The organism is Saccharibacillus sp. WB 17, from assembly GCF_008634075.2.
Classification (GTDB): Bacteria; Bacillota; Bacilli; order Paenibacillales; family Paenibacillaceae; genus Saccharibacillus; species Saccharibacillus brassicae.
In genome coordinates, this window is record NZ_VPFK02000023.1 from 106,537 (window position 1) to 124,385 (window position 17,849).

Below are 17,849 nucleotides of genomic sequence, written 5' to 3' on the forward strand. Positions count from 1 at the left end.
TTTGTCTCCTAAAGTCAAGACATCCGAAAACATTTTTGGTCATGGAATATACTGGAATACATAACGGGGGCCTGTGAAAAATGGAGAAACTGTTGCAAGTCAGCAATTTGCGCGTATCGTTCGCGGCACGCGAAACGGAGACCGCAGCGGTCCGGGGAGTCAGCTTCGACCTGCACAAAGGGGAAACGCTCGGCATCGTCGGCGAGTCGGGCAGCGGCAAAAGCGTCACGGCCCGGGCGATCATGCGGCTGCTGCCGGAAGCTTCCGCGCGCGTCAACAGCGGGGAAATCCTGTTTCTGGGACAAAACCTGGCGCAGAAAACGAGAAAAGAAATGGAACAGATCCGGGGAAAAGAGATCGGCATGATCTTCCAGGACCCGATGACGTCGCTCAATCCGACGCTGCGCATCGGCGAGCAAATCGCCGAGACGCTGCGCAAACACCGCAAAATCTCCAAGCGCGAAGCCCGCGAAGAAGCGGTCGAAATGCTCAAGCTTGTCGGCATCCGCGATCCGCAGACCCGCTTCAACCAATATCCGCACGAGTTCTCTGGCGGCATGCGCCAGCGCGCGATGATCGCGATCGCGCTCGCCTGCCGGCCGTCGCTGCTGATCGCCGACGAACCGACGACCGCGCTCGACGTCACGATCCAGGCGCAGATCCTGAACGTCATGAAGCAGATGCAGGAAAAGTTCGGCACGTCGATCGTCCTCATCACGCACGATCTCGGCGTCGTCGCCGGCATGTGCGACCGCGTCGTCGTCATGAAAAGCGGCGAGATCGTCGAAGAAGGCCGCACGGCCGACCTGTTCGCGAATCCGCAGCATCCGTACACGAAAAAGCTGCTCAACGCGCTGCCGCGGCTGGACGAACCGAAAAAGCCCAAGCGGGTGCGGGCGGGTGCTTCGGTTGGAGAAGCCGGCGGGGCAAGCGGCGGCTTGGCAGGAACGGCGGCGAACGGAGCCGAACGACGCGTCGAAAGCCGCCTGACGGAACAGGGCGGCGGGACGCCAGCGCTCCCCGAAGATCGCCCCCTGCTCGAAGTCCGCTCGCTGCAGCAGCATTTCAATCTCGGCAAAGGCCGGACGCTGCGCGCCGTCAACGATATCAGCTTTTTTATCCGCGAAGGCGAGACGCTCGGCATGGTCGGCGAATCCGGCAGCGGCAAATCGACGACCGGGCGTGCGATTCTGCGCCTGCACGAGCCGACGAGCGGCGACGTGCTGTACCGCGGCATGGCCGTCAACCGGCTGTCGCCGAAAGAGATGAAGCTGATGCGCCGCGAGATGCAGATGATTTTCCAGGACCCATATGCTTCGCTCAATCCGCGGCTCAAGATTCTGGACATTATCGGCGAAGCGATGGACGTGCACGGCTTGTCGCAAAATCCGGTCCAGCGCCGCGCCCGCGTCGAGGAACTGCTGGAAATGGTCGGCCTCGATCCGGCGTTCGCGCTGCGTTACCCGCACGAATTTTCCGGCGGCCAACGCCAGCGGATCGGCATCGCCCGCGCGCTCGCGGTCGAACCGAAGTTTATCGTCTGCGACGAACCGCTGTCCGCGCTGGACGTGTCGATCCAGTCGCAGATCGTGACGCTGCTGGAAGACCTCCAGCAGAAACTTGGCCTGACGTACCTGTTTATCGCGCACGATTTGTCGATGGTCAAGCATATCAGCGACCGCGTTGCCGTCATGTACGCCGGCAAAATCGTCGAACTGGCCGAAAGCGAAGAACTGTACAGTAACCCGCAGCATCCGTACACGAAGTCGCTGCTGGCCGCAATCCCGGTCCCCGATCCGGCGATCGAAGCGAAGAAAAAGCGCGTCCTGATGGAAGAAGATACGCGCGAAGACAAGTACGGGCTCGAAGGCTCCGTACTTGTCGAAGTATCGCCGGGGCATTGGGTGGCGATGCCGGCAGGAACGGCGGGATTGGCGGGCGATTGACGGGTTTAGGGCGGCGCGGGCTTGGCGGTGACGAGTCGCTGGTACGAGGCTCCGGTGGAGGCGGGCGTCTCGGGCGTCTTACCCGCAGCCGACGACATGCCGGCGGCGAAATAACTGCGAAACTACAGTTATTTCGCCTGCAAAATTTGTCCCTGTGCAAATAGGTGCAGGAATACATCTAATTGGCCTGTTTTCGCCGAAGTTTGGGCTTCAGCGGGCAAATAGATGTAGTAGCGCAGCTATTTGCGATTTTGGGCGCGAATTAGGGAAAATAGATGCTCTGGCGCAGCTATTTCTGCTAGCGGTCGCGAAGGCGGGAAACGGCTGCGAATTCGCCGTTCCTTTTGCCGGTTGGCCTTCAGCCGAAGGAATCCGTTCAGCCACGGGAACCCGTTTGCCAGCGCCAACGACAAATTCATCACAAAAAGGCCCGAATCCCTATAAAAACATAGGGATTCGGGCCTTTTCGCCTTCGTTCCGGCTGCCGAGACCGCTTCGGCGGGCCGAACGGATCTTGCCGGTCGGCCTTACATGGTCTCGCCCGGTCTTGCCCGACCCGGCTTGCCCGGCCCAAGCGGCCCGATCGGCCGCCCGCCCAACCCGGCCGACCTAAGCCAGCGTCCGCTCCGCAGCCGGACGGCCGCCCGCTGCGGCTTTTTTCACCATGCCGCGAGCGACGTGTACGCCCGCCGCGCCGGCCTGGGCAAGGCCGCGCGTGATACCCGCGCCGTCGCCGCCGCAGTACAGACCGTGGATCTCGGTCTCAAGCGTCTCGTCCAGCTTCGGACGGGCGGAGTAGAATTTCGCTTCGACGCCGTAGAACAGCGTATGTTCGGACGCGATGCCCGGTGTTACTTTTTCCAAAGCTTCCACCATTTCGATCAGGCTCTTCATCGTGTTGTAGGGCAGCACCAATCCGAGGTCGCCCGGCACGGCTTCCTTCAGCGTCGGTTCGAGGAAACCTTCGCGAATCCGGTCCGGCGTGGAGCGGCGTCCGCGCAGGATATCGCCGTACTTCTGGACGATGACGCCGCCGCTCGACAGATCGTTGGCGCGTTCGCAGATCTCGCGGGCATATTCGTTCGGCTTGTCGAACGGCTCGGTAAACTTGTGCGAGACGAGCAGCGCGAAGTTCGTGTTGCGCGAACCGAGGGCCGGGTCTTTGTACGAGTGGCCGTTCGCCGCCATGACGCCGCTGTGATTCTCCACCACGACGTGGCCGGACGGGTTGCTGCAGAACGTCCGGACCCGCGTGCCGACCGACGTATTGAACACGAATTTGCCTTCGTACAGATGCTCGTTGATCTGGCGCATAACGACGTCGGACGTCTCGACGCGCACGCCGACGTCGACCTGGTTGTTGGTCAGCTTCAGGCGGCGCTTTTTGAACACGTCCGCCAGCCAGGCCGAACCGTCGCGTCCCGGCGCGATCATGACGCGCGGCGCGTGGTATTCTTCTCCGTTTTTGAGACGAATACCCGTGACCGTGTGCTCTCCGCCTTCTTTTACCGTGATCAGGTCGTCGACTTCCGCCTTGTATTTCATCTCGACGCGCGGTTTGAGGTATTCGAAAATGGACTTCAGAATCTCCAGATTCTGCTCCGTGCCGAGGTGGCGAACCTGCGCGCGCAGCAGCTTGAGCCCGGCCGAATACGCTTTTTGCTCGATGTCGCGGATCGTATCGGTCGTCGGGTCGGTGATCGACTCAGTCGCGCCGTGCTCCAGATTGATGGAATCGACATACTGAATCAGGTCAAGCACCTGCGAAGGCGCGAGGTAATCGGTCATCCAGCCGCCGAATTCCGTCGTAATATTGAACTTGCCGTCGCTGTATGCGCCCGCGCCGCCGAAGCCCGCCGTGATCGAGCAGGCCGGCAGGCAGCCCGCAAACTCTTTGCGCCCCGCGGCAGGCGGACAGAACTGGACTTTATTTTCCAGGATCGGACAGCGGCGTTTGTAGATATCGTGGCCTTTGTCGACGAGCAGCACTTTCCAGTCGGGCGCCTGGCGCGTCAGTTCATAGCTGGCAAAAATGCCGGCCGGACCCGCACCGACGATAATGCAGTCGTATCGATTGGACTCTGCGGCATTGCGTTCGATATTTTCGAAAGTCAGGGAATCGGTCATGATGGATAGTCTCCTCCTCGGGTGGACGCATACGTGCTTCGGATTTCGGCAGCATGGCGGGCGGCGGCAGCGGACAAGGTCCCAAACGCGCAAAAAAGCCCGGCTGACGGCAGGTATGCGAAAAGCATCCTATCCGTAGCCGGGACTTTACGGTTCCCTGGTAGAGACTCCCGAACCTTATCTCCGGGAATATACGAATGATTATATGATAAGTAATGGAATTGTTCGCTTTTCAACAAAACCATCATATCCAAACGCAGAGAAGGAGTCAAGCATATTTCGTGAAATCATTCGCTTTTCAACTCGAAATCTACACCTATCCCATTATAAAAAGAGGATTAATCGATTTTTCCCGAACATTATTCGTTTCAAGATCCGGTCCATACATTTTTTGAACATATGGTTATGATCCTGCTATGCCTATCGTTTTCCGCACCTCTCTTCTACGTACCATTTTCCTCTCGCACGATATCAAGCAGTTTGTCCTGCCAGATGCCCAGTTCGTCCGGCTGTTCCGGTTCGCGCAAAAAGGTGACGGTCAAATATTGGCGCTCGCCGCTTCGATCAAGCGTGTAGAGCAGCTCTTCGTTCCCGGACATTCGCGATCCGCCTTTTCGCTCGAAGTCGCGAAAACGCAGCTCGTTCAGTATCCGCTCTCTCTCCGTATCCGTCAGGTCGGGCTGAAGCACGTCCGTCACATAACGAATTACAGCCGTATCGGACGGGTCCGGGTTCCGGCCGCTCGTCGAAGGACCGAGCCAAAACGTGATTTCGCGCAGGCGGCCGTCGTCGCGATTGCTCCATGCCGCATACCGGTAGCCTTTTTCCGGACGGCCAAAAGCCTGACGGTATTCATCCAGATGCGGCAGACTGTCGACATACGCCTCTGCCTCGCCGGATACGGCGGTTAATTCGCCGCCGGCCGCGCTCGAACCCTGTTCCCAGCGCTCGCGAAACTCCCCGTAGCCCAAGCTCAGCAGCGGCGCCGCCAACCCTTGCGGAACCGCTTCGTTACGGGCCGCACCGGCCGCCGGCGTCTCCCCGCTGCTTGCTTCGCCAATCGCGCTTTCCGTCCGACTTGCCACGTTCAATCCGGAAGAGGGATCTCCTGTCGTCTGAAGCAGCAGGAAGCTCAGCGCCGCCGCGAGCCCTGCCAGGCCCAATCCGCCCCCCAGCAGCACCCGTCGGCGCCGGATTCCGCGCGGCTGCACCGGATCTTCTGCACTCTTTTTCCAGGAACGGATTCCGGTCAGAATGCCGCTGCGAATCTGCTCTTTGCGCTGCGGATCCAGCTTCGGAATATCGATCAGCCCCCTGCCCGGTTCCTGCCTGTTTCCGCCCGTCGGTCCGTTAGTCCCCATCGCTCGCTTCTCCCCCGATCCATTGTTGAAATTCGCCGTTCTTGCGCAGGACGCGCAGCGCCCGGTGGCTGGTCGTTCGCACTCTCGCTTCGCTGCAGCCGAGCAGGGCGGCCGTTTCTTTGACACTCCGTTCTTTTTGATACAGAAAAAAGATCACTTCCCGCTGTGCCGGCTTCAGCGCGTCCAGCAGCCCCAGCACTTGGGCGCGCCGTTCTTCCGTCAACAAAGCTCGTTCCGGCTCGTCCGACGGCGGCGCCTTGTCCTCTTTGTGGGATACGAAACCGGTCAGCGCCCAGCGCCTGCGGCGCATCGCATCCAAAGCGGCGTTCCGCGCGATGGCCGTCAGCCACGTTTTGGGCGAAGATTGTCCTTTGAACGCATGCAGATTCCGGTACGCCTTGATAAACACTTCCTGCAAAATATCTTCCGCTTCACCGCCCCGATCTCCCAGCATGAAATACAAGTACTGATAAATGTCCTCGTAATAAGATTCGAACCATTCGGCAATCAGGCGCTCTCCGTCCGATCCGTCCGCCGCCTTGCCCCTGTCCCCCGCCCGCTCTGCCAAAACACCGCCTCCTTTCTATCCCTTTTTTATATTAGACGCATCTTGACTGCCGGATATGTCCGTTTGGCACAAATGCGGCAGGAATTTTGCTCCGATCCGTCGAAGCTTGCGAAAGAGATCGCGGGACGGACGGTTCGACTGCCGGTCCGCCCCGATCGCAAAGGAGGAATCGCCATGCAGGTCCGTCTGACCGATTACGATCCGCAGTGGGTCACGAAGTTTGAACAGGAAGCCGCGTTTCTGCGCACCTTGTTCGGCGATACAATCGTCGGGTTCGAGCATTTCGGCAGCACGTCGGTGCCCGGCATGAGCGCCAAACCGGTCATCGACATGATCGCGATCGTCCGCGACCTGACGGTCGTCGACGCCGGCAGCGAGCGCATGATCGAGCTGGGATACGACGCCGCGGGCGACTGGGGCATCCCCGGCCGCCGTTTGTTCCGCAAAGGCGGCGAGGCTCGCACGCACCATATCCACTTCTACGAGGCAGGCAATCCGCATATCGCGCGCCATCTGGTCGTTCGCGATTACCTGCGGGCCGAGCCGGACGAAGTCCGGGCCTACGCCGCTCTCAAAGCCGACCTGGCTGCCCGCTTCGCGGACACGAGCGGCTACAGCCCTGCCAAAAAAGCTTACGTCGGCGAATTGGAAAACCGTGCGTTGGCGTGGGCGGCAGCGTCCGGACGAAGCGTCGAGTAAGGAGCGCACATACGCGAACAGCCCGGACCGAGGTCCGGGCTTTCGGCTTTGCAGGCGGGGGACGGTGGGTGGAGGTGGAGGCGGCGGCGGAGCGAAGCAACCCGGAAGAGTTACGGAGGAAAATAACTGCGCAGAAGCATCTATTTTGCCAAAATCGTCCTGCCTACGCCAAATAGATGCAGTAATCCATCTATTCGCCGATCAAATCGCCGAAAGCTCTGTTTTACCGCGAAATAAAGGGATCTGCGCAGTTATTTTCTCAAAAGTGACTTTTCGTGCTCAAATAACTGGATTTAAGCAGCTATTGTCTGCACCGCAGCAAAAAGAAGCCTTCCCACCTCTCCACGAGGCGAACAGGCTTCTTTTTCCATTCTCCGCATGCCGTTCCGACATCGTTCGCGATCCCTGTCCCCGCGGCCGGCGGCGCATGTCCCGATTCGGGATCAAGCGGCCGAATCCGGGGTCAGGCGCCGTAATCTGAACCCCGAAGTCCGCGGCGCAGCCCTTCCAGATCCAGCCCGTCCGCGGCGAAAGCGGCGCGGATCAGGCCGGGCGGCGTGAACTCGTCGTATTTGCCGAGGTACGGCGCTTCGAACTCGTCGAGCATCTGGATCGAATCTTCCATGCGCTCGCTCTCGGAAACGATCAGATGCTGCAGCTCGTCCGCGTCGGTGCGGCCGGCCACGACCATGTAATGAGGTTCCATCGGGACGATCGAGCGAAGCGAGAGCTGCTGCGACAAATTGTTCTTCAGCAGGCGTTCCAGCGTCCGGAATTCCCGGCTGCCGATCCACGGCATGACGAACATCGAATCGCCGCCCGCGGGCAGCACGAGGCGTTCGGTCAGGCCGGTCTCGCGGGACAGCCGCCGGGCGCGTTCGAGCCGGGCCGCCGCGTTGGGCGCCAGATACGGGTAGAGCGTGTTTTCCCGCAAAATATCGCGCATCTTGCGCACGATCCGCGTATGCATGTCGCCGCCGGCTCCGAGCCAGAGCGTGTCGACTTTGCCTTTGGCATGCTTGACGTAGACCGCTTTGTGCCGGCTGTCGACCTCTTCGACTTTCCAGAGCCGACCCGCGAGCGAGAAGCAGTAGCCGGCCGGCGGCACGGTCGTGATCGAACCGATCTCTTCGGACCCGTCGTAGACGGAATGTTCTTCTTCGTCCTGGAACACGGCGTAGAAGCGGTAATGGCCCGATACGCGCTCGCCCATCAGGCCCACGATCAGCATGCCGTCCTCGGTCTGCTCGAGATGGTCGGTCGCAAGCAAGTACTCCAGCAGCTCGCGGTACTGCTCCGTCGTAAAGTTGGCAAAAGGCGGCAGCGTCAGCACGGCGCGGGCAAGTTCGCCCGCTTCGGCTTCGCCGAAGCTGCGCAGCACGCTCATCGTCTGATGGTACAGCAGGCCGAGCGGCAGCTTGCGCACCGTCTGCGGCTCGATCCATTTCTCTTTGACATACAGTTCGCATACCGCGATCGCCCGCAGCAGCGTCCACGGCATCCGTGCCGGCAGCTGCGCTTCCTCGTCGTCTTCTTCCGCGCAGACGAACATCATCTCCGCCACCGCGCCTTCGCGCCGGCCCGATCGGCCGAGCCGCTGGACGAAGCTGGCGCAGGAGTAAGGCGCGCCGAGCTGCATGACGCGCTCGAGGCTGCCGAGATCGATGCCGAGCTCAAGCGTCAGCGTCGCCGCCGCGACCGCCGGGCCGCAGCCTTCGCGCAGCGCGGCTTCGGCTTCTTCGCGCAGCATCGAAGAGATGCTGCCGTGATGCACGTGGAACACGTCGGGCTGCTGGCGCAGCGCGGCGATCCGGCGCATCTCCAGAATCGTCGTCTCGGCGACGGTGCGGCTGTTGGTGAAGATCAGCGCTTTTTTGAGATGCGTATGATCGTAAATGAAGTTGTTATACGACTTCTTCGCGTTCTCCAGCGCTTCGCTCTGCCGCTCGTCGCGGGCGTCCGGCATGGCGAAGTTCTCGATCGACAGCCGCAGCTTGCGCCCGCCCGGCGGCGAGACCAGCTCGACCGGAATGCGCGTGCCGCCGGCCAGCCACGACTTCACGGCTTCGTAATCGCCGAGCGTCGCGGACAAGCCGATCCGGCGCGGCGAACAGCCCGCCATGCGGGACAGGCGTTCGAGCTGGCTGAGCACCTGGGAGCCGCGGTCCGCGCCCATGAAGGCGTGCACTTCGTCGATCACGATAAAGCGCAGGTCGCCGAACAGCGCCGGAATGGCGTTGGGGCGGTTCATGAGCAGTCCTTCCAGCGATTCCGGCGTAATCTGGAGCACGCCCGACGGATGGCGCATGACTTTGGTCTTCTCGGACTGCGGCACGTCGCCGTGCCAATGCCAGACCGGGATATGCGCGTCGCGCATCAGCCCTTCGAGCCGCTGGAACTGGTCGTTGATCAGCGCTTTGAGCGGCCCGATGTACAAGATGCCGACCGACGAAGACGGTTCCTGGTCAAGCAGCGTCAGCGCCGGGAAAAAGGCGGCTTCGGTCTTGCCCGAAGCCGTCCCGGAAGCGATCAGCATATGATGGTTCGTATCGAGCACCACGCGGCTCGCTTCCACCTGCACTTCGCGCAGCTCTTCCCAGCCGCTGCGGTAAATGTATTCCTGAATAAACGGGGCAAGCCGGTAAAACGGATGCTCCGCGCTCACAGATCAAGCTCCGCGAGAATATCGTCCGGCTCTTCGCCCTGCGGCGCCGACTCTTCGAGCGAGCGAGCCGCGCGTTCCGCGTCGGACAGGTCGCGCGGAGATGAGTCCGCCGAATCGGAAGATTCCGCTTCCGAAGCACGGGAACCGTTCTCGCGCAGGCCGCGTTCCGGCAGCACGTCGACCGAGCCGCCGCGGAAAGCCCGCTGCGCCGAGTCGGTCGAGTCGCCGCCGTACGAAGCGGCGGACGCCGCCGCTTTCAAGCCTTCGACGTTCTCTCCGCTCTGAAACCCGCTTCCGCGCGGACGCAGCGGCCCGGCCGGCGAAGACGGTTCGCCGTAGCCGCCGTAATCGACGCTTGACCCTCGCGGATCGGACTCGCCGCCCCGCCCCGCAGGCGGGGCGTTCGTTCCGCTTGCGGACGGCGCGCTCGCCGCAGCCGCAGACGCAGCCGTGCCCTGCGTTCCGCTGCCGCGCGCACCTTCGGAAGCGCCAAGCGTGCCGAGGGCGCCCAGGCCGCCGATCTGCGGCGCGCGGCCCAGTACGTCCGGCAGCAGCTCGTCGAAGCTGCGGTCCGGGTATTGATGCAGCGTATTGAGCAAATCCATGAAGTCGCGCACGACTTCGCGCGTCGTCAGCAGCGCGTCCGCGCCCATCCGGCCCAGCTCCGATTCCATGAATCGGGTGAGGTGATGCTGGTCGAGCGCGGACACGTAGCCGTAATGCGACGCGTGCAGATCGCGCAGCTTCTCCAGCAGCACGAGAATCTCCGCGTGCGAGAGCATCTCCAGCCGGAGGATCGGGCCGGCGTAATGCAGCATGCCCGCCCCTTCGCCGAAGCGGCCCGCGACGAGCCGCGAACGCAGCGCGTCGTAGCTGAACAGTCCGCGGCGCTGGTCTTCCACGAACTGCGGCGTGCCGCCGAGGAAGATGCCGAGATGCTGCGCTTTGCCCTGCATCGTGTCGTTGAAGATCGTCAGCAGCTTCTCGTAATTGCTCTGCCGCGAGACGGTGTTCGTGATCTTGTACAGGTTGACGCCTTCGTCGATAAACAGCAGCAGGCCCTTATACCCGATCTTTGCCATGAATTCCGCCCACAGCTTCATGTAGTCGTACCAGTTGTCGTCGTCGATGATGACGCCGACGCCGAGGCATTTGCGCGCTTCCGTCTTGGTCGGGAACTCGCCCCGCAGCCAGCGCAGCGCGTTCTGCTTCAGTTCGTCGTCGGACATTTTGTAGCCGTTCCAATAAGCCGACAGGACGCGCGCGAAGTCGAAGCCGTGCACCATATGTTCCATGTTGCCCGTCACTTCGAAGATGCGGCGTTCCACTTCGACCGGCAGTTGTTCGTCGTCCGGCCGCAGCGCAAGTTCCGCCATCGCCTGCTGCTGCAGCGAGGCGAACCATTTTTGCAGCACCGCTTCGAGCGCGCCGCCGTCGGGACGCGTGCGCGTCGACAGATGCGTCATCAGTTCGCGGTACGTGCCGAGTCCCTGTCCTTTCGTGCCGACCAGCCGGCGTTCCGGCGACAGGTCCGCGTCGGCCACGACAAAATCGCGGTCCATCGCGTAATTGCGCAAAATTTGGATCAAAAAGCTTTTGCCGCTGCCGTACCGGCCCGTAATCAGCTTGAACGCCGCTCCGCCTTCGGCGACGTTGCCCAGCTCCCTGAGCACCGATTCGATCTCGAGCTTCCGTCCGACCGCTATATATTCAAGTCCGATCCGCGGCACGACGCCGGCGCTCAGCGAGTTCACCAGCGCCGACGATATCCGCTTGGGGATCTTCGTCTGATTCACGTTCAGTCACCTCCGAATGTTGCTCTGCAAATCTGTTCCGACCAAACTATACCATAGTCTTTCTTTTTGTTCCGGTTAAAAAAGAGCCGCGCGCCGATTTCACGGCGTGCGCAGCCCATCGAGATTCGGCAAATATTCGTCCAGCACTTCGCCGGCGTCGATCAGCAGGTCGCCGATCGCTTCCATCGCCGCTTCGTTGATCCGGTCGATCATCGTCTCCGGCAGCTCGCCGGAGAGACCGGCGATTGCCATCCGCTCCGCGTCGCCCAGATCCAGCAGGACGGCGCGGATCATGTCCCGCTCGGCCGGGCCGAGCATAGCCGCGAAAGCCTGCCAGTCCGCGTCAAGCGCCGACACGTCCCAGCCGTCTTCTACCGGGGCCGGGGCCGCGCCTGCGGCCGAAACAGGCTCGGCCGCTTCGGCCTCCGACTCGGCATTCGCCCCGGCCCGGGTGTGCGCCGCGTCAGTCGGATGCGGCGCAGGCCCGGACGCTTCGGCCGCATCCTCGCGCGGATTCTCGCGTCCCGCATACTTCTCCGGCTCGAACGACAGCGCGCCTGGAACCGCCTCGCCGCTCCACCCTTCTCCGGCATCCTCCGGCAGTTCGAGCATCTCGAAGCCGTCGTATTCGCCGGGCTCGGCTCCGAACGGCCGCTCCGCCGCATCGGCAGAAGCGCGATCCAAGTCAGCTTCCCGCTCCCTGTCGGCAGCATCGGCTTGCCCGGTGTGTCCGGCTTCTCCAAGCGGTTCCCTGATCGATTGCCCGTTTGGTTCTTCGCTTGGTTCCCCGCTCATTCCTTCGCTCGGCTGCCCGGCTCCAGCCTCGCCCTGTGCGGCCGGCTTCTCTTCCGGTCCGCCGCCGGCCATCAATTCGCCGGTCAGCATGCGCAGCACTTCGTCGGAATCGCGGCGCAGCTTCTCCAGTTCTTCCAGGTCGAAGCGAACTTCGAGCCGCTTGGGCGCCTGCTGCGCGGCGCGTTCTTCCGGCGGCAGGAACTCGCGTTCGACCGCTTCGGCGATCACGCCCATCAGCTCGGGATCGAGCTTGATCCCGCGCAGCCGGCCGCCGAACTTGAAGCGGGCCCGCAGTTCGTTCTCGCTCTGGCGCACGACCTGCGTCATGAATTCGCGCAGCTGCGCGTGCAGGCCGAGCTTGGGCGCGCGCACGAGAAACGTCCGGCCGTACAATTCGGAATCGTAGACCGCGCTGCGGAACAGATAGCGTTCCGTAATCCGGTCGTCGGCCGCGCGGAACAGTCCCGGCAGCCGGATGCCGCGCGCGCGGAGCAGATGCTCGTCAAGCGCCCGCACCACGTGGGGAACGACGCGCGGCAGCACTTTTTTACCCTGATCCTTATAGAAACGGCTCGTCGTCGCGTCGTAGTCCGACAGCCGGGCGATCAGTTCCCACGTCAAATCGAGCGGCTCTTCGGCAAAACGCCGCGCCAGTTCCAGATCGAGCAGTTCGCCGCCCAGCAGCGCCGAAGTCTGCTCCAGCGCGGACGATTCCGGCAGATCGAGCGCATGCACGAGCGCGAATTCGCGCACCCATTCGGCCATATAGCCGTCCAGGCGGCGGAAGCGCGCGCGGTACGTCTCCCAGACGCGGACCAGCGTGTCCAGCCCGTCCTGCGGATGCTCCCACCCGACCCCGTTGATCAATTCGTACACGTAGATGAACAGATAAGACAGGTCGGTCTCGACCTTTTCGCTCCGGCGGAATTCGCTCCGCCAGTAGTAATACCACTGCTCCTGCTCCGGCTTCATCGCCGCGTACGTCGGCCAATAGCTGGAGAACGGTGCGAACGGCACTTCGGACTCTGTCCGGCCTTCCATCTCCCGGGCGCGGCGCACGAACTCGCGCTCCGCCGACTGCGGCTGTACCGGCCGCACCGGACGGACTTCGCCGCCGGCGTAAGGAGCCGGACGGCGGCGCGCTGCGGAAGCCGGTCGCTGTGGCTCCGGCCGCGAGACCTGCGTATCGCGGGGGTCCGGCCGTATGCCGCCGCCCGCCCGATCCGCGGCGTCCGCGGCTGCCGGGCCTGACGCCGCGCCCGGGCGCGGCGGGATCGCCAGGCCCCGGCCCGGCTGCTCCGTCTTCGCCGCAGGCTCGTCGACGAACAGTTCGGCCATGCCGGCCGCGTCTTTGTGCCAGGAAGGAAGCTGCATCTCCGGCACGCCGCGCAGCGGAGGGCGCGCTCCCGGCGCGGCGGAGCCTTTGCCGGGGTCCAGCAGCAGGAAGCTGCGCGTCAGCGAATCGTACAGCTTCAGCAGCCGGATCTGCACGGCGCGGACGCGCGCATCGTTCATATGCCCTTCGTCCGAATAGACGGCGATCCGCACTCTCGCTTCGGCCGAGTCGATCCGGCTGAACAGCCGCGTCTCGTCGGAACGCACGGACGAGTCAGGCTCCAGCAGCAGCAAAATATCCGCCTGCAGCTTCTCGTCGAAATCGGCTTTTTGCAGCTGCGAGATCGGCAGCAGGATCAGTCCCGTCGACGCGTCGGTATAAGCCCCGCCAGATGCGATCGGTCCGGCATCGGCCGGCGCCGCTTCCGAAGCGGCAAAGCCGCTCCCGGTCCGCGAATCATCGGCGCCCTGTTCTCTTCGCGCAGGCAGCGGCATGCCCCGGCCTGCGCCGGGCGCCGATTCCGCCGTCTCTTCGCCGTGCGGACGAGCAGGCTCCGCTTCCGAGTCCGCCCAGCGCCGCAGCGGCCCGATCGCGCCGCCAGGCTCGGCTTCGCTCCCGGCAGCGGCGCTTTCCGGCGCCCCGCCGCCCGCATCGCGGCCCGCCGCTTCGGCCAGCGCCGTCAGCAGTTCGCGCCGCCCGACGACGACCAGCCGGCAGTCCGGCGCTTCGGCGATCGTCCGCGCCGCAAAAGCCGCAAGCTCCGCCAGCCACCGCTCGGCTCCGCCGTGCAGGCCGCCGTTCATGCCCCAGCCGGCCAGGTAGCGCAGATGATTATAAGCCGGCCGTGCTTCGCCGGCCTGCACGGGCTTCGGCCCTTCGAGCGCCAGCGGCAGCTCTCCGGCCGCAGCCTCGCCCGGCAGCCCGATCCGCTGCCGGTACGAGAAGCCGGCCGAGATCAGGCCGGCCGACCCGCCGCCCGCGCCGTGCTCGCGCAGGCTTCGGGCAAATTCCGGCGCCTCAAGGTCGATCCATCCGTCCTCAAGGCGCAAATACCGACGCCCTTCGCTCCAGGCGTCGATCAGCTCGGCGGCCGCAAAATGCAGCCCGCCCGCGCTCAACACCGGCTCGGCGCGCACGACGCCGACGCCCCGTTCCGGGACGGGGCCGCCGCGAAGCGACCAGTTCCAATCCGCCGCGTCATAGAGCCGGTGCAGGTCGCGGAATTTCGCCGCTCCCTGCCCGGCGATCAGCGGTCCCCATTCCCGCTCGGCCAGACGGGCGAACTCCGCCAGCGCGTCGCCGCGGACCGTTCCGCCGCTGTCGGAGCCGAACAGGCGCCGCACGCTCTCCGCCTGCAGCGCCGGGCGCATCGCAAACGCCGGACCGCCGCCCGATTCAACCGCGTCAGACGCGTCGGGCAGACGTTCCACCAAGCGATCGCGTTCGCCCGCTCTTTTTTCCACGCCGCCTTGTCCGTCACGTTCTTCGCCCGAAGTGCCGGCTTCCTCGCCGTCCGGACCGCTTGGCGCGTACGGTTCCAGCACGTAACCTTCCAGTTCTGCCATACGCAGCACGTTCCCGCCGCCGGATACCGCGACCGCCGCATAGTCTTCGCCGCAGTCCGTAATGTCCAGCCGGCCTGCCGGCTTCGCCGAATATTCGATCTCGCTGCGCACGGCAAGGCCGCGCTCGCGCATCGACGGAATGACCCGGACCAGCAGTTCTTCCCATTCGTCCGCGCCGATGCGGCGTCCGATCCAGTCCAGGTCGTCTTCCTCGAAGCCCGGCAGGTCGATCAGTTCGTAGCCGTCGTCGATAAAGCGGCCGAACCAGCCCGGTTCCAGGTACAGCGCCCCTTCCGGCAGCCGGCCGATCAGCGAAGACCGCTCCCCGTCGAGGAAAAAGGCGAGGCCGTGATCGCCGTCCGGGTCGGCCATAAGCGCAAGTTCCACTTCGTCGCCCATATGCAGATGCATGCCCGGGGCGTCGCCCCGACCGATCGCTTTGAGCAGCGTATCGCGCACGACGAGCAGCCGCGAAGCGCGGACCGGCGTCTCTTCCCGGTTCAGCCGATACTCCGGCAGCATGTAGCGCGGCAGCGGCGTCAGGGCATCGCGAAGCAGAACGGGCCCTTCCCCGTCCGTCGCGCTCAGCCAGAACTGTCCCCCGCTGTCCGCATTCAAATATAGATGGTACGAATACGCCGCCGTCCTTGCGAAAAAGTCGCTCATTTCACTCCCCTGACTCCCCTGTCCGCCCTTTTGCGTGCCTGCGCCGATCACGGGCTTGCCTGAATTTTCGATTCGTCCATTATACCACCGTTTGACCGGAACGCGGAACCTCGGGCTTTCTTTTTGATCGGCGCATGAAAAAGGACCATTCCGATTTGCCGGAGCGGCCCTTTTCTTTTTCGGTTGCGGGTTCGTGCGCTTTTAGAATTTGAACTGGCCGATCATTCGGTTGAGACGTTCCGCGCTTTCGTTCGTTTTCTGCGCTTCTCCGGCGATGCCGTTCGCTTTGTCGACGACGCTGGCCGTTTTGCTCGCGATCTCTTCCGTACTTTCCGCCGATTCGTTGTTGGAGCCCGAAATTTCGTTGATCGCCTGCGCCAGGCTTTGCACGGATGCGCTCAACTGCTCGCTGGTCGAGCTGAAGTCGGAGACCATCCGGTCCATGTAGTTCGCGTCGTTCAGGTAAGACTCGCTCGTGCGGGTCATCATCGCGTAATCGTTGGCGATCGTCCCGGTCAGAATTTCGACGAGATGCTGCGTGAAATGCTGCAAATTCCCGACCGAATCCGTCACTTCGCCGGTAATGATCTGAATTTGCCCGACCGTATTTTTGGAAGCGTCGGCAAGCTTGCGAATTTCGTCCGCCACGACGGCGAATCCTAGGCCGGCTTCGCCGGCTCTCGCGGCTTCGATCGAAGCGTTGAGCGCGAGCAGGTTCGTCTGTTGGGTGATTTGCAAAATCGCTTCGCTCAGCGCTTTGATCGCATCGACCGATTTCGATTTTTCCAGAGCTTCTTCCAGACCGGATTTCACTTCTTCGTAAGCGATCGTCGTCTGGGCGATCGACTGTTCGAGCGCCGTCTTCAACTCTTTCGCGCGCGTGCTGATGACAGCCGCTTCCTGCGCGCCTGCCTGCGCTCCCTTGGAGATCGAGCCGATCGCTTTCTCGAATTCGTCCGTGGACGCATTGATCTGCTGCGCGGCGGCGGCCGTCGCTTCCATGCCCGCGGACATGCTCTGCGTCGTGCCCGATACATCCTGAAGTTCGCGATCCATATCGGCAAACATGACGCTCGCGGTGTTGGACGCCTCTTTGAGGTAGCCGGATTCGTCGTTGACCGATTGAATGACCTGCTTCGTGTTTTCGTGCATTTTGTTCATGGACCGAATCAGCACGCCCGTCTCGCCGACGCTGTTCGCGTATTTGGCCTGCATTTCGCCGGAGAAATCGCCCTGGGCCATAATCTCCAACTGCTCGGACGCCACGCGAATCGGGCGAACGATGCTGCGCACGACCAGGAACAGCACGGTCAGGGCGATCAGCAGCGCGGCGAGCGTAATGGCGACCATCGTCGTCAGCATGCCGTACAGATTGTTCATGTAGCTGCTGACCGGCAGGAACGTCACGACGTTCATCTTGAGCACGTCGTCCTTGATGAAGGAAGCGAGGTAGCGCACGCCGTCGATCGTGATGTAGCCCGTACCGGTTCCGGCTGCGGCGATCTGCTGCATGCCTTCTTCGTTGCCGAGTTGGGTAAAGTCCGTCTTGAGCACCTGCTCCGCATCGTTCGAAGCGATTACGATACCTTTTTCGTCGGTCACGACGGTCGAGATGACTTCGCTGTCCGCTTTTTCCGTAATTTTACCGAGCAGCACGTTGATGTTGATCGGCAGCGCGAACACGCTGAGCAGATCCCCGCTGGCGGGATCTTTGACCGGGGCCGCGATCACGATCGCCGGCAGGCCGGACACCGGGGAAGTTTGCAGGTCGCCGACAAGCGGGCTGCCGCTGTCGCGGGCCGGCTTGTACCAGGGCGACGTCGACAGCATATCCGTGCCCTGCGATTTGCCGGACAAGCCGTCCAGATACAATTTGTCCTGGTACGTGAAGAAGATATTTTCGTACAAGCCGTTCGAATTGTTCAATTTTGCGTCGAGGTTGCTTTGGATGCGGGCAAAAGCCGCCGCGTCCGTCACCCCGGTCGCGATCAACTTTTTGAAATAGTCGACGTTGAACACTTCGGTGGAAATCGAATTCGCCATGTCCTGCTGGGCCGTAATCATCATCTGGAGTTCGGTTACTTTCTCGTCGGCGACCCGTGTCAGGGAATCGGTATTCATGGTCTCGTACGAACGGGACGTCATATACCCGATCGCCACGGTCGAGATGATCATGGATAACACGATACACAAAGCCGCAATAGACAAAATCCGCAAAAACAAGCTCTCGGTGAGGCTTCGTAATAATTTCATGTCGGTTGTAGGCTCCTCTAGTCAAAGTGCGGGGCTTACGTCTTGAAAAATTGAGTCGCTAGTCACATAGGC

8 protein-coding genes, 1 pseudogene and 1 riboswitch are annotated in these 17,849 nt (G+C 62.6%); of the genes and pseudogenes, 2 read left to right on the forward strand and 7 right to left on the reverse strand.

The annotated features are described in order from the left end of the window. The first annotated feature begins 80 nt into the window (after positions 1 to 80). Positions 81 to 1,946: an ABC transporter ATP-binding protein gene (locus FTE24_RS23250; protein WP_150234547.1), complete on the forward strand. Its 1,866-nt coding sequence runs from the start codon at positions 81 to 83 to the stop codon at positions 1,944 to 1,946. Positions 1,947 to 2,555: 609 nt separating this feature from the next. Here FTE24_RS23250 and FTE24_RS11995 read toward each other — a convergent pair. The 3 genes from FTE24_RS11995 to FTE24_RS12005 form a co-directional block, all read right to left on the reverse strand. After that, a complete protein-coding gene (locus FTE24_RS11995; RefSeq protein ID WP_141448202.1) occupies positions 2,556 to 4,073 on the reverse strand; it encodes an NAD(P)/FAD-dependent oxidoreductase in 1,518 nt (505 codons plus the stop codon). A 116-nt stretch (positions 4,074 to 4,189) separates the two neighbouring features. Next, a riboswitch (purine riboswitch) is annotated at positions 4,190 to 4,290 on the reverse strand. 226 nt (positions 4,291 to 4,516) lie between these two features. Next, complete coding sequence (locus FTE24_RS12000; protein ID WP_150234545.1) at positions 4,517 to 5,434, reverse strand: hypothetical protein; 918 nt, start codon at positions 5,432 to 5,434, stop codon at positions 4,517 to 4,519. Next, a complete protein-coding gene (locus FTE24_RS12005) occupies positions 5,424 to 6,002 on the reverse strand; it encodes an RNA polymerase sigma factor (protein ID WP_150234543.1) in 579 nt (192 codons plus the stop codon). The genes FTE24_RS12000 and FTE24_RS12005 overlap by 11 nt, the downstream gene beginning before the upstream one ends. A 174-nt stretch (positions 6,003 to 6,176) precedes the next feature. Here FTE24_RS12005 and FTE24_RS12010 point away from each other — a divergent pair, with 174 nt between their 5' ends. Next, positions 6,177 to 6,701, forward strand: coding sequence for a GrpB family protein (locus FTE24_RS12010; protein ID WP_150234541.1), 525 nt, complete (start codon positions 6,177 to 6,179; stop codon positions 6,699 to 6,701). 463 nt (positions 6,702 to 7,164) lie between these two features. Here the strand turns inward: FTE24_RS12010 and FTE24_RS12015 are convergent, their stop codons facing one another. The 4 genes and pseudogenes from FTE24_RS12015 to FTE24_RS12030 all read right to left on the reverse strand — a co-directional run bounded on the left by FTE24_RS12015 (position 7,165) and on the right by FTE24_RS12030 (position 17,777). Beyond that, a complete protein-coding gene (locus tag FTE24_RS12015; protein ID WP_150234540.1) occupies positions 7,165 to 9,366 on the reverse strand; it encodes a DEAD/DEAH box helicase in 2,202 nt (733 codons plus the stop codon). Positions 9,367 to 9,887: 521 nt separating this feature from the next. After that, positions 9,888 to 11,162: pseudogene (locus tag FTE24_RS12020) on the reverse strand (ATP-binding protein); the annotation flags it as partial. A gap of 99 nt (positions 11,163 to 11,261) precedes the next feature. Next, complete coding sequence (locus tag FTE24_RS12025) at positions 11,262 to 15,524, reverse strand: TerB N-terminal domain-containing protein (protein ID WP_150234535.1); 4,263 nt, start codon at positions 15,522 to 15,524, stop codon at positions 11,262 to 11,264. 201 nt (positions 15,525 to 15,725) lie between these two features. Next, positions 15,726 to 17,777 carry a methyl-accepting chemotaxis protein gene (locus FTE24_RS12030; protein ID WP_237401734.1) on the reverse strand — a complete coding sequence of 684 codons (2,052 nt, stop codon included), beginning with the start codon at positions 17,775 to 17,777 and terminating at the stop codon, positions 15,726 to 15,728. Between the last annotated feature and the right edge of the window lie 72 nt (positions 17,778 to 17,849).